General features: G+C 38.1%; 14 protein-coding genes. 12 read left to right on the forward strand and 2 right to left on the reverse strand.

Annotation, left to right across the window (positions count from 1 at the left end):
* Nucleotides 1-6: 6 nt before the first annotated feature.
* Nucleotides 7-2166, reverse strand: a complete 2160-nt coding sequence (locus M028_RS0115735) for an ATP-dependent Clp protease ATP-binding subunit (RefSeq protein ID WP_026574691.1) — start codon at nt 2164-2166, stop codon at nt 7-9.
* A 190-nt stretch (nt 2167-2356) separates the two neighbouring features.
* Here M028_RS0115735 and M028_RS0115740 point away from each other — a divergent pair, with 190 nt between their 5' ends.
* Both M028_RS0115740 and M028_RS33625 read left to right on the forward strand, forming a co-directional pair.
* Nucleotides 2357-3403 carry a YkvI family membrane protein gene (locus M028_RS0115740; RefSeq protein ID WP_026574692.1) on the forward strand — a complete coding sequence of 349 codons (1047 nt, stop codon included), beginning with the start codon at nt 2357-2359 and terminating at the stop codon, nt 3401-3403.
* Between the two features lie 109 nt (nt 3404-3512).
* On the forward strand, nt 3513-3632 hold the full coding sequence (locus tag M028_RS33625; RefSeq protein WP_231510828.1) for a DUF6254 family protein: 120 nt from the start codon (nt 3513-3515) through the stop codon (nt 3630-3632).
* A gap of 85 nt (nt 3633-3717) precedes the next feature.
* On the opposite strand, the gene M028_RS0115750 is transcribed toward M028_RS33625, so the two are convergent.
* Nucleotides 3718-3906 carry a YkvS family protein gene (locus M028_RS0115750; RefSeq protein WP_026574693.1) on the reverse strand — a complete coding sequence of 63 codons (189 nt, stop codon included), beginning with the start codon at nt 3904-3906 and terminating at the stop codon, nt 3718-3720.
* A 252-nt stretch (nt 3907-4158) separates the two neighbouring features.
* Here M028_RS0115750 and M028_RS0115755 point away from each other — a divergent pair, with 252 nt between their 5' ends.
* From M028_RS0115755 to M028_RS0115800, 10 genes are all read left to right on the forward strand, one after another.
* Nucleotides 4159-4353, forward strand: coding sequence for a hypothetical protein (locus tag M028_RS0115755; RefSeq protein ID WP_026574694.1), 195 nt, complete (start codon nt 4159-4161; stop codon nt 4351-4353).
* Between the two features lie 48 nt (nt 4354-4401).
* Complete coding sequence (locus tag M028_RS0115760) at nt 4402-4962, forward strand: glycerol-3-phosphate responsive antiterminator (protein ID WP_026574695.1); 561 nt, start codon at nt 4402-4404, stop codon at nt 4960-4962.
* Between the two features lie 196 nt (nt 4963-5158).
* Nucleotides 5159-5983: an MIP/aquaporin family protein gene (locus M028_RS0115765; protein ID WP_026574696.1), complete on the forward strand. Its 825-nt coding sequence runs from the start codon at nt 5159-5161 to the stop codon at nt 5981-5983.
* Between the two features lie 28 nt (nt 5984-6011).
* Entirely contained in the window at nt 6012-7502 is a 1491-nt protein-coding gene (glpK, locus tag M028_RS0115770; RefSeq protein ID WP_026574697.1) for a glycerol kinase GlpK, read from the forward strand.
* 179 nt (nt 7503-7681) lie between these two features.
* Nucleotides 7682-9376, forward strand: coding sequence for a glycerol-3-phosphate dehydrogenase/oxidase (locus M028_RS0115775; RefSeq protein ID WP_026574698.1), 1695 nt, complete (start codon nt 7682-7684; stop codon nt 9374-9376).
* A 291-nt stretch (nt 9377-9667) separates the two neighbouring features.
* Nucleotides 9668-9934, forward strand: coding sequence for a phosphocarrier protein HPr (locus M028_RS0115780; RefSeq protein ID WP_026574699.1), 267 nt, complete (start codon nt 9668-9670; stop codon nt 9932-9934).
* On the forward strand, nt 9934-11646 hold the full coding sequence (gene ptsP, locus M028_RS0115785; protein ID WP_026574700.1) for a phosphoenolpyruvate--protein phosphotransferase: 1713 nt from the start codon (nt 9934-9936) through the stop codon (nt 11644-11646). Before M028_RS0115780 ends, ptsP begins: the two co-directional genes overlap by 1 nt.
* Before the next feature lie 136 nt (nt 11647-11782).
* Nucleotides 11783-11962 carry a hypothetical protein gene (locus M028_RS32875; protein ID WP_155925630.1) on the forward strand — a complete coding sequence of 60 codons (180 nt, stop codon included), beginning with the start codon at nt 11783-11785 and terminating at the stop codon, nt 11960-11962.
* Nucleotides 11963-12171: 209 nt separating this feature from the next.
* A complete protein-coding gene (locus M028_RS0115795) occupies nt 12172-12807 on the forward strand; it encodes an FMN-dependent NADH-azoreductase (RefSeq protein WP_026574701.1) in 636 nt (211 codons plus the stop codon).
* A gap of 87 nt (nt 12808-12894) precedes the next feature.
* The gene (locus tag M028_RS0115800; RefSeq protein ID WP_026574702.1) at nt 12895-13680 is read left to right on the forward strand and encodes an SDR family oxidoreductase; all 786 of its coding nucleotides are present in this window, start codon (nt 12895-12897) and stop codon (nt 13678-13680) included.
* The last annotated feature ends 65 nt before the right edge of the window (nt 13681-13745 follow it).

Raw genomic sequence — 13745 nt, forward strand, 5'->3', positions numbered from 1 at the left:
TTTTAATTATTGAACTGTTACTGTTTCCGCCAATACTTCGATTTCACCTTCGTGAATGACGGCTTCAACCTTTTTAGCATCCGGTTGATCTAGAATAAAGTCAGCCATTTTATCTTCAAGCTGTTCTTGAATAACCCGACGTAATGGGCGGGCACCGAAGGCAGGGTGAAACCCTAGTTCAGCAAGTTTTTCTTTTACTTCAGGTGTTATTGATAATTCAATATTTTGTTCTGTTAACGTTTCTTTTAATTCAGTAAGCATTAAATCAACAATTTTGAGAATATCTTCCTTCTCAAGTGTGTTAAACTCAATAATACTGTCAAAACGGTTTAAAAATTCCGGTTTAAAGAAGCTTCCTAAAGAATCCAAGATGGATGCTTCCTCAATCGCCTCACTTGTTCCAAAACCAACATGAATTGGCTTATAGCCAATACCGGCGTTACTTGTCATGATAATGACCGTTTCTTTGAAACTTACCGTTCTTCCTTGGCTGTCAGTGAGACGACCATCTTCAAGGATTTGCAGAAACATATGCTGTACATCAGGATGTGCTTTTTCAATCTCATCCAATAAAATAATGCTGTAAGGGTTTCGACGTACTTTTTCAGTTAATTGACCAGCATCATCATGACCCACGTATCCTGGAGGTGAACCGATTAATTTTGAAACACTGTGTTTTTCCATATATTCGCTCATATCCAGACGAATCATTGAATCCTTTGAACCAAATAGTTCTTCAGCAAGTGTTTTTGTTAATTCAGTTTTACCCACCCCGGTAGGTCCTACGAAAAGGAAGGAACCAATTGGGCGCTGTTTTGATTTTAAGCCAGCACGGCTTCTTCTAATTGCTTTCGCAACCTTTTCCACTGCTTTTTTCTGTCCAATTACTTTAGATTCTAGATGTTCTTCAAGATGCTTCATTTTAAGCTGCTCATCTTCTTGAAGTTTGCCTACAGGGATACCTGTTTTTTTCTCAATGATTTCTTGGATATGTGCAGCTTCAACAGTTGGTCTTTCGCTATTACTAGCTTGGTTTAACGCTTTTTCCAGCTTGGTTTCCTCGTCTCGAAGCGTTGCTGCTGCCTCATAATTTTCTTTTTTTAATGCAGCTTCTTTTTCAGTTTGAATTTCCTTTAAGCGGTTTTCAAGTTGCTCTGTACTCTTATAATCCGAATTAAGATTCAATTTAGAACCCGCTTCATCAAGCAAGTCAATCGCCTTGTCTGGTAAGAAACGGTCTTGGATATATCGGTGTGATAATTGCACGCATGCTTGAATTGCTTCATCTGAATAGGTAACTTCATGATAGTCTTCATATTTCTTTTGAATACCTGTTAAAATCTTGGTGGCTGCTTCTGGTGATGGTTCTTGAACATGAACTGGCTGGAAGCGGCGCTCAAGGGCAGAGTCTTTTTCAATTTGACGGTATTCCTTTAAAGTGGTTGCACCAACAACCTGTATTTCACCACGTGCAAGTGCAGGTTTTAAGATATTTCCTGCATCCATAGAACCTTCTGCAGAACCAGCTCCAACAAGTAGATGGATTTCGTCAATAAACAGGATAATATTCTTCCGTTCTTGTAACTCCGAAATCAATTGCTTGATTCTCTCTTCAAATTGGCCACGAATTCCTGTGTTTGCAACTAATGAAGCAACGTCAAGCAAATAAACTTCTTTATTTTTTAATTTACCCGGTACTAGTCCTTCGGCAATATTTAGAGCTATGCCCTCAGCGATGGCTGTTTTACCGACACCAGGTTCACCAATTAAGACTGGATTATTTTTATTACGTCTATTTAAAATTTCAATTACACGCTCAATTTCTTCATCACGGCCGATGACTGGGTCAATAAGGCCTGCTTTTGCCATTTGCGTTAAATTACGTCCAAATTGGTCAATAAAACCGCCGCCATTAGAAAGACGTTTTTCATTTTGCATGTTAGGTTGACCATTCATTTGTTTATTTTCCATTGAATTTTTTGAGAAAAAAAGATCTTCAAATGGAAATCCTGAAAAAGCATTCATCGTTGGCCCGATTCCTGCCCCAATTGTATTTTTTTCTTTTGAATAGCACTCATGACAAAGTTTCATTTCTTTTCGCTGTCCATTTATGACGATGTTAAATTGAACAGTTGCATGGTTTTCTTTACACATTTGACATAGCATATTAAAAACCTCCTATAAATACATGAATATCGTGTTTGACTTTGACTAACTTTGACCTTATACCCGTAGTATACTCTGACCTTTTTTGACTTTCAAGGGGTTTGTTTATGGTAATTATTTCTTAAATATTAAAGTTAGCTCGTCTTTGTTTGTCCATCGCCTCATATAGTTAAATAGAGGGGGAGATGATGTGAAGAAAAATTGGACAGCAGCTTTTCAGATTGCAGCAGTCTACGTCGGGACGGTCGTAGGAGCTGGTTTTGCCACAGGAAGAGAGATCGTTGAATTTTTTTCGCGTTTTGGCTTCTTTGGCTTAATAAGTATTTTAATGAGCGGCTACCTCCTTGTTGTTTTAGGTTCCAAATTAATGAGAATAGCGGCTCATATAAATGCAAAATCCTATCAGGAGTTAAATGAATATTTATTTGGGAAGTGGGCAGGCAAAGGCATTAATATCATTATGCTTGTGATGCTTCTTGGTGTAAGTGCCGTGATGCTCGCAGGGGCAGGGGCAGTATTTGAAGAACAATTGGGCCTTTCGAAAAACTTCGGAGTCCTATTAACCATATTTCTTTCTTTTATTGTCATGATGACTGGTACAAAAGGGCTTTTTGCAGTAAATTCTTTTGTGGTACCATTAATGATTTGTTTTAGTTTATTGTTAATGGGCTTTTCTGTAAAATTGCCTCATTTCATGGATCAATTTTTATTTATTCCACATGTTGATGATGGCTGGAAAAGCGTGGTGGCTCCCTTTTCTTATACTGCGCTAAATTTAGCCTTAGCACAGGCAGTTTTAGTACCAATTGCCACAGAAATAAAGGATGATTGGACAATTAAGTGGGGAGGAATACTAGGAGGGGCTGCTTTGACCCTTATTCTACTCTCAAGTCATTTTACTTTAATCATGCTCCCAAATCTTGAGAATTATGAAATTCCTATGGCCATAATTATGAAACAAATTGCTCCATTTTTTTATTGGATTTTTGTGATGGTCATTTATGGGGAAATTTTTACTTCGGTAATCGGAAACGTATTCGGTTTAGATCGGCAGCTTAAGCAATATGTATCGGTTTCGACCATCACCTCTATTTCAGGGATCTTTGCCATTTCCTATGTAATTAGTCTCATAAATTATGGGAAATTACTGTCGTACCTCTATCCGTTGTTCGGATACATAAGCCTGATATTTTTCATCTTGTTATGGATGAAGCAGTTGCCCAATAGAATCAAGTAAATAGGGACTTATTTCTTTGAATGGAAATGATTTGCTCAATTTTCATTCTTTTACCTATGATAAGGAAAAGGGTTTTTGAAAAAGATAGTAGGTGAAAGGAGTGAATGGTATGAGCAAATCACAGAGACAGCATGAAAGGGAATGGACTGTTCGAAAACAAGATCAAAATCCGCATGGTAAAGTGAAATCCCTTAAACAAATTTCAAACGAAATAGGAAAACAGCCTTAAAATTAAGATGGAGTGGGTCTTGTTTAAGCAATTATACAGAGGAAAAAGGCAGCCGATGGCTGCCTTTTTAATGGTTCAAAACAAATTAATAAGCGCTTTCTTTTACAATCTTATAGTTTTTATGATTTACAACCGTACGCTGGTCCAATTCTAAATCACGGTAATTGTCCATGTATGTTAGATCGACTATTACAGAATTTTCATTTACCTTTTCCACTATTCCCTGTAACCCACCACGGAATTCAATGATATTTCCTATTTCTGCTATTTTCATTCAGTCTCTCCCCTTTGCCATACAATCTCATCTATCCCATTTAAATAACAGTTTGCACTACTTTTCCAATTTCGTAAAGGATTTTATTTGACAATTACGTTAATTTTGATGAAAAAATTAATTAACTATAATAGTAGATTTATTGTTAAAAAAAATTCCTACAATTGAAGGGTATTTCCTCGGAAATTTCGACAAAAAATACTCCTTATTAAAGATTTACGATAAAATACTTTGGAAAGGTGGTGCATATGGTTGAATGGAGATACTGTGAACGAAATATTGGAACAGTTAAAGGCCGGTACGCTTTCTGAGTATTATGTAAAGCAGGATGATTTTATGGAATTCCGGCAAATTCTTGTTAAAAGAAATGATTTTAAACATTTCCGTGGGATTGCGCAGAGAGGTGGAGATGTCCTTTATCAATATTTGCAAGTGCCAAGAAGTTAATTTAGGTACATATACAATTAGGAAAAGATTAAAAATGAAAGGAGGGCAATGATGATTAACCAAAGCATATTACCAGCATCAACGAATATGAAGGAGTTTGAGCGTTTTTTAAAGAGCTCCTTTGAAATCGGCGTTTTTTTAGACATGCATATCGCTCAGTTAAAAAATATAAGTGTACTTGCAAAACAATATGGAAAAAAAATGATTTACCATGTTGATCTCATACATGGGATAAAAAATGATGACTATGCGACTGAATATATTTGCCAGGAATATAAGCCTTTTGGATTAATTTCAACGAAATCCAGTGTGATTCTGAAGGCTAAGCAGAAGGGAGTCATTGCGGTACAGAGAATTTTCCTCCTTGACACGCATGCATTGGAAAAGAGCTATTCATTAATAGAAAAGACACGTCCTGACTTTATTGAGGTTTTACCTGGGGCCATGCCTTGGATGATTACTGAAGTAAAGGAACGCATAGGGATTCCCATTTTTGCTGGCGGACTAATTCGGACAACAGTAGAGGTGCAAAATGCACTCAATGCAGGTGCTACAGCCATTACGACTTCAAAACGGGAGCTTTGGGATACATTTGCAGTCCAGAAATAAAGTTTCACTAGTTTGAAATAAAAAAAGGATTGACAACGCTTTCACTAGTTTATATACTTTAATCAAGTTAATAGAATTGTGACGGAGACAAGGAGATTCACGCGAAAGACCATGGTTTATGGTTTTTTCTGTGTGAATCTCCTTTTTTGTTTTCTGTCAGAATAAGCAACATATAATGAAAAAGGAGCGGTAAAAATTGACACCTTTTATTGGAGAATTAGTAGGAACAATGATTTTGATTGTCCTCGGTGCTGGAATTGGAGCGGGATCTTCGTTAAAAAAAACCTATTCCAATAATGCCGGATGGATTGTAATTACCATAGCTTGGGGACTAGCAGTAACAATGGGAGTTTTTGCAGTTGGATCGGTGAGTGGAGCACATCTTAATCCGGCCGTTACCATTGCACTTGCTCTAAATGGAGACTTCCCGTGGTCCGATGTGCCGGGGTATATTCTTGCCCAAATGATTGGAGCCATACTCGGTGCAGCCCTAGTTTACTTACATTATCTGCCGCATTGGAAAGAAACAGATGACCCAGGAACAAAGCTAGGCGTTTTTGCGACAAGCCCGGCAATCCCGCATACATTTTCAAATCTATTTAGTGAAATTTTTGGTACATTTGTTCTTGTACTTGGTTTATTATTTATTGGAGCTAATAAGTTTACAGAAGGATTAAATCCACTGGCGGTTGGATTATTGATTGTTGTGATTGGTATGTCATTGGGTGGAACCACTGGATATGCAATTAATCCTGCTCGTGACCTTGGGCCGCGGATTGCCCACTTCCTACTGCCTATTCCGGGTAAAGGGAGCTCTAACTGGGGCTATTCATGGATTCCGGTTGTAGGGCCGCTGTTAGGCGGCAGCCTTGGAGCAGTAATCTATAAAGCTATATTTTTAGGGGAATTTACCGGAGCCCTATGGGTAGTTATAGGACTAAATTCAATTGTACTATTCCTTGCATTTATTGCAGGAAAAAAACAGAATACGAACAAGAATTTAAGAAGAAAAGCAGCTTAATATAAGATTAAATTTGGAGGGCGTTTCCATGGAAAAGTATATTCTATCATTAGATCAAGGAACAACCAGTTCACGAGCAATTTTATTTAATCAAAACGGGGAAATTGTTCATATTGCTCAAAGGGAATTTACGCAATATTTTCCAAAACCGGGTTGGGTTGAACATAATGCCAACGAAATATGGGGTTCAATCTTGTCTGTCATTGCTGAAGTCTTATCTGAAACAAGAATAAAGCCAGAACAAGTTGCTGGGATTGGAATTACCAATCAGCGCGAAACGGCAGTTGTATGGGATAAAGAAACCGGAGAACCGGTTTATCATGCAATTGTTTGGCAATCCAGACAAACGAGTGAAATTTGTGAGGAATTAAAAGAGAAAGGTTACGGTCAGCTATTTCGTGAAAAAACAGGTTTGTTAATTGATGCCTACTTCTCAGGGACTAAGGTAAAGTGGATTCTTGAACATGTTCCTGGTGCACGTGAAAGGGCTCTCCAAGGTAAGCTTCTATTTGGTACAATTGATACATGGTTGATTTGGAAGCTTTCAGGGGGAAAGGCGCATGTAACCGATTACTCCAATGCATCCCGTACCCTAATGTTTAATATCCATGACTTAAAATGGGATGAGGAATTACTTGAAATTTTAAGTGTTCCTAAATCGATGCTTCCTGATGTTCGGCCATCCTCAGAAATCTATGCTAATACAGTGGATTATCATTTCTTTGGCAAGGAAGTGCCAATTGCCGGAGTTGCAGGCGACCAGCAGGCGGCATTATTTGGCCAGGCGTGTTTTGAAAAGGGTATGGCAAAAAATACGTACGGTACTGGCTGCTTTATGCTCATGAATACTGGAGAAAAAGCAGTAAAGTCTGAACATGGCTTATTGACAACCATCGCATGGGGATTAAATGGAAAAGTAGAGTACGCTCTAGAAGGAAGTATTTTTGTAGCGGGTTCAGCAATTCAATGGCTTCGCGATGGTTTAAGAATGATTAAGGATGCTAAAGATAGCGAAACATATGCAGCAAAAGTTGAATCTACAGATGGGGTTTATGTTGTACCTGCATTTGTCGGGCTTGGAACACCTTATTGGGATAGTGATGTCCGGGGTGCTGTCTTTGGATTAACACGTGGAACAACAAAGGAACAATTTATTCGTGCCACACTTGAGTCGCTTGCTTATCAAACAAAAGATGTGTTATCAGCGATGGAAGCCGATTCAGGTATTCAATTAAAAACACTTCGTGTTGACGGTGGTGCGGTTAAAAATAATTTCCTAATGGATTTTCAAAGTGACCTTTTAAATGTTCCAGTTGAAAGACCTGTGGTAAATGAAACAACAGCCCTTGGAGCCGCTTATTTAGCGGGACTTGCAGTTGGGTTCTGGAAGAGTCAGGAAGAAATCTCGAAGCAATGGGCAATCAGCCGGAAGTTTGATCCGAAAATGAATGAAGAGGACCGTAAACTTCTGTACGCTGGCTGGAAAAAAGCCGTAAATGCGGCAATGGCATTTAAATAAACTATTCTGTTTCTTAAATATATGGTATAATAAAACACAAGTTAATATATTGGCAGGAGAATTTGGAGAGACCACAAAAACATTACCATTAGGTAATGTCTTTTGTGGTCTCTTTTTATTTCCCCTTAAAAATATCTAAGCATATAATAATAAGGCTTCTTAATCGGGAGGAAAAAATAATGAAATTTTCCAATTTAAATCGTAAAGAGATTGTATCGAAATTAAAGGAAGAGAAGTTTGATGTTTTAGTTATTGGTGGTGGAATTACCGGAGCCGGTATCGCCCTTGATGCGTCTTCAAGAGGAATGAATACCGCACTGGTCGAAATGCAAGATTTTGCGGCAGGTACATCTAGCCGGTCTACAAAATTAGTGCATGGAGGATTAAGATATTTAAAACAATTTGAAGTGAAAATGGTCGCAGAAGTTGGGAAAGAACGTGCGATTGTCTATGAAAACGGCCCGCATGTCACTACTCCAGAGTGGATGCTCCTGCCAATGCATAAAGGCGGAACATTTGGACCATTCTCTACTTCTATTGGTTTACGGGTTTATGATTTCTTAGCAGGAGTAAAAAAATCAGAACGAAGAACGATGTTATCTGCGGAGCAAACCCTTGCAAAAGAGCCGCTCGTTAAAAAAGAGGGCCTAAAAGGCGGGGGGTATTACGTAGAATATCGTACTGATGATGCAAGACTAACAATTGAAGTAATGAAAGCGGCGATTGAAAAGGGTGCAACTGCCTGCAATTATACAAAAGTTACAAATCTTATCTATGAAAATGGAATCGTTGTCGGTGTAATGGTCCAAGACCTGTTTTCAGGTGAAAAATATCAGGTCCGTGCGAAAAAAATTGTCAATGCAGCGGGTCCATGGGTAGATCAAATACGAGAAATGGACCATTCGAAAAAGGGAAAGGTTCTTCAGTTGACAAAAGGTGTCCATCTCGTAATTGATCAGTCCCGATTCCCTTTAAAGCAAGCCATTTATTTCGATACGCCAGATGGTCGAATGGTATTTGCAATCCCTCGAGATGGAAAGGCATATGTGGGCACAACAGATACATTTTATGACAAGGATAAAGCGCATCCTTATATGACATCAGCTGACCGTAGCTATATCATTAAGGCGATTAATTATATGTTTCCTGATGTGAAAATAACCGAGAAGGATATTGAGTCCAACTGGGCAGGAGTTAGACCACTTATATATGAAGAAGGAAAAAAGGCATCTGAAATTTCTCGTAAGGATGAAATTTGGGAATCCAAAACAGGTCTAATTACGATTGCTGGAGGAAAATTAACGGGATATCGGAAAATGGCGGAAACGATTGTGGATTTACTTGTAGTGAAATTTAATGATGAAGAAGGGACGAACTACCCGGCTTGTATGACGAAGAATATGCCAATTTCCGGCGGTGATGTTGGTGGTTCAAGCCATTTTTCAGACTATGTTGGTAGAAAGGTAAAAGTTGGTCTCGAAGTGGGTTTAACGAAGGAAGAGGCAGAACAATTAGCAAAAATATATGGCTCAAATATTGAAGACGTTTTTGATCTTCTTAATACGTATAAAAATGATGCTGCTCGATATGGATTACCACTCCCATTATTTGCTAAATTAATTTATTCGATTCGCTATGAGATGGCAGCAACTCCAAGTGATTTCTTTAATCGCCGAACAGGTGCGATCTTGTTCAATATTCAACTTGTACAAAAATGGAAGAACCAGGTTATAGCTTATATGGCTGATCAATTTGGATGGAACGAGCAAGAAAAGCAAAAATATACCAATGAATTGGAAGAAGCCCTGATACGTGCCGTAATACCAATTGATGAACAGAATAATGAATTTCCTAAGGCAGTAGGCGGAAATTAAGAGTTGACGGGCCGTAATTTTTTGCGGCCTTTCTGTATTTTTGTGAGCTTTACTACTGTTCAAGTGATTAAGAAAATGATATTCTATCCTTTGTATTATTTTTCACAATCTATGCCTTTTATTTAAAACATAATTGTGTCATTTTAGGGAAAAATAATTTTAATTGTATTGTTTTATTTATTAATCAATTAACGGTTTAGTTGACTAAAATGAACAAATTGTTTAAGTTTATTAGGCGGGTAATAATATTAAATTTATTATATTAATTGACATTAAAGGAGTTTGATTTACATGGCAGAAAAACAATTTAAAGTAACAGCTGAAACAGGTATTCACGCAAGACCGGCAACCTTGCTAGTACAAGCAGCTAGTAAATTCAATTCTGAAATCAATTTAGAATATAAAGGAAAAAAGGTTAATTTAAAATCGATTATGGGTGTAATGTCTCTAGGAATTGGTCAAGGTGCAGACATCGTGATTTCTGCTGAAGGAAACGATTCTGAAGAAGCTTTATCAAGCATTGAAGAAACACTGAAAAAAGAAGGTTTGGCTGAATAATGAGTTTTTTACATGGAATTGCTGCATCAAACGGTATCGCAATTGCAAAAGCTTACCGTCTTGTAGAACCTGATTTATCCTTTGAAAAGAAAACCATTGATGACACGAATTCAGAGATAAAAAGATTTCGAATGGCAATGGAAAAATCTACATCTGAGCTTGAAGTCATTCGCGACCGGGCAAAGGTAGAACTTGGGGAAGATAAGGCAGCCATTTTTGAAGCACATCTTCTCGTTCTAAGTGACCCTGAATTGACCGGTCCGATTGAAGATAAAATTCAATCTGAAAAAATCAATGCTGAGTTTGCCTTAAAAGAAACGGCAGATATGTTTATAACAATGTTCGAACAAATGGATAATGAGTATATGAAGGAGCGGGCTGCAGATATTCGTGATGTAACGAAGCGTGTTCTTTGCCATTTACTTGGTGTTCAATTGGTAAACCCAAGCATGATTGCTGAAGAAGTTATTATCGTGGCGGAGGATTTAACTCCTTCCGATACCGCTCAATTAAATCGAAAATTTGTAAAAGGCTTTACCACAAATATTGGCGGCCGTACCTCCCACTCAGCGATTATGGCAAGATCATTGGAAATTCCTGCAGTAGTTGGAACCAAAACAGCTACAGATGAAATAAATAATGGTGATATGGTCATTGTGGATGGGCTTAAAGGTGAAGTACATATTAATCCGACACCTGAGCTAGTGGAACAATACCGTAAAATCCATAACGAATTTGAGGCACAAAAAGCTGAATGGGCAAAATTAGTTAATGAAAAAACTGTTTCTGCAGATGGTCACCATGTTGAATTAGCCGCCAATATCGGAACTCCGAATGATTTAAAAGGAGTTATGGATAATGGTGGTGAAGGAATTGGTCTATATCGAACCGAATTCCTTTACATGGGCAGAGATCAGCTTCCTACAGAGGAAGAACAGTTCGAATCCTATAAAGCCGTCTTAGAAGGAATGAATGGCAAGCCAGTGGTGGTTAGGACTTTAGACATTGGCGGTGATAAGGAATTACCATATTTGGAATTACCAAAAGAATTGAACCCATTCTTAGGTTTCCGTGCGATTCGTTTATGTCTAGAAGAGCAGGGAATTTTCCGAACTCAATTGCGTGCACTGCTACGGGCAAGCAGCCATGGTAATTTAAAAATTATGTTTCCAATGATTGCAACCCTTGATGAGTTTCGCCAAGCAAAGGCAATCCTGGAGGAAGAAAAAGCGAAGCTTCAAAGCGAAGGGCAAACCGTTAGTGAAAAGATTGAGCTTGGAATTATGGTTGAAATTCCTTCAACTGCGGTATTAGCTGACCAATTTGCCAAAGAAGTTGATTTCTTCAGTATTGGGACAAATGACCTCATTCAATATACAATGGCAGCTGACCGTATGAATCAGCGTGTATCCTATCTTTATCAGCCCTATAGCCCATCTATTTTAAGATTGGTCAAAATGGTTATTGATGCTGCACATGCAGAAGGAAAATGGACAGGCATGTGTGGTGAAATGGCGGGAGATGAAACAGCCATTCCAGTTCTTCTAGGACTTGGTCTTGATGAATTTTCAATGAGTGCAACATCCATTTTAAAAGCCCGTTCATTAATTCGGAACCTCAAAAAATCCGATATGGAAAGTCTCGCGCAAAAGGTGTTAAATATGCAAACAACTGACCAAGTAATTGAGGCTGTAACAGCAGCAACAAAATAATATTCCTAAAACCGGCTGGGAAATCAGTCGGTTTTTTTTTTTTTTGTGAAAAAAGAAGGGATTTTTAGACAAGCATAGAATTATAATATAGTAAGAAAGGCTTATTTGTACTAAAGGCAAATAGGTAAATTGTACAATGCACGGAATCATGCAGGGGGTGAAAGGAATCATGGAACAGAAACCGTTACATTATGATGGTAGTTTACAACTTGACTCTTCACTATCTGAGTCGGTGGTTAATGAACCATTCCAAATGACCGATGAAATGAGAGTAAATATTGGTCGTAACCCATACTCAGTTGATACAAATGAATAAGAGGCTGTTTTTGAGGATTTGTCTAAATGGCAAATCCTTTTTAAATGGGTTACTTTAAAGCAGATATGTTGACCGAACCATTTTTTTTATTTAAAATTACCTCGAATTGAAAATATATTAATTCAAGGTTTGTGAAAAAGTTTGGTTAATTTCTATATTTTTGATTTAAACTAAAATGTCAACTACTCGAAAAGAAAGGTGATGGAAGAATGGCAAAAGTATTATATATAACTGCACACCCACATAATGAAACACAATCCTACAGTATGGCCGTAGGGAAAGCGTTTATCGATACGTATAAAGAAGTAAATCCGGGAGATGAAGTGGTTCATTTAGATTTATATAAAGAGAATATCCCCCATATAGATGCAGACGTTTTTAGCGGATGGGGAAAGCTTCGCTCTGGACAAGAGTTTGATCAGCTATCTGCAGAAGAAAAGATCAAGGTTAGCCGGCTGAATGAATTAAACGAACAATTTATTGCCGCGGATAAATATGTTTTCGTTACTCCGTTATGGAACTTTTCATTTCCTCCAGTAATGAAGGCATACCTTGATTCTGTCGCAGTTGCAGGAAAAACATTTAAATACACGGAAAAAGGTCCGATTGGACTTTTGACTGATAAAAAAGCACTGCATATCCAAGCACGCGGCGGGTTCTATTCAGAAGGACCTGCAGCCCAAATGGAAATGGGCCACCGCTATATTAGTATTATGATGAGTTTCTTCGGTGTTCCAACCTTAGAAGGACTCTTCGTTGAGGGACATAATGCAATGCCTGATAAAGCACAGGAAATCAAGGAAAATGCCATTGCTCGTGCGAAGGATCTTGCGCATACGTTTTAAAGCGGAAATAAATTTGGGGAGACAGAATTACTCTGTTTCCTTTTTTCTTGTAAGATTAAAGAAGAATAACAAAGGGAGGAATTAAGGATGGAATTAAATCTAAAGGGTAAAACAGCGATTATCGCAGCCTCCAGCCAGGGGCTCGGTTTTGCGATTGCGGAAAGACTCATAAGGGAAGGCGCAAATGTCATGATTTCAGGAAGGGATGAGGAGAAACTGAAACAAAAAGCAGCCTTGCTTGAAGCAATTGATCTTGGAAAAGTCAGCTACCATAGAACCGATGTAACAAATCCTCAGGAAATTAAGCAGCTTGTTCAAAAGACAATTGAAATCTTTGGTGAAATCCATCTGCTTGTGAATAATGCCGGCGGTCCGCCTGCAGCTGCTTTTGAAGATCTATCCGATAATGAATGGCAGAATGCATTTGAATTAAATCTATTATCCTATGTAAGGCTAATCCGCGAAAGCTTGCCTTACTTAAAAAAACAGGGAGGAAAAATCCTTAATATCGCTTCTTCTTCTATAAAAGAACCTATTCCTGGATTAATTTTATCCAACACATTTCGAACTGGAATTGTCGGGCTTTCAAAAACACTCGCTTCTGAATTAGCACCATACAATATTTTAATTAATACAATTGCCCCTGGAAGGATTGCGACAGATCGAGTAAAACATTTAGACCAAGTCAATGCAGATAAGCAAGGTGTTGACCGAGAAGTGATTGAAGAGAAATCAAAAGCAGCAATTCCTTTAAAAAGATATGGGAAACCTGAGGAATTTGCCAATGTCGCTGCGTTCCTTTTATCGGATGCAAATACCTATATGACAGGAAGTTCGTTTCTTGTTGATGGGGGCATGATTAAAGCGATTTAACTTCCCGCTCCTTATATTAGCCATTTCTAACGTTTATTTCCAATAACTGATGGTTATGGTAGTAA

The organism is Bacillus sp. UNC438CL73TsuS30, assembly GCF_000482325.1.
In the GTDB taxonomy this organism is placed as follows: Bacteria; Bacillota; Bacilli; order Bacillales; family Cytobacillaceae; genus Neobacillus.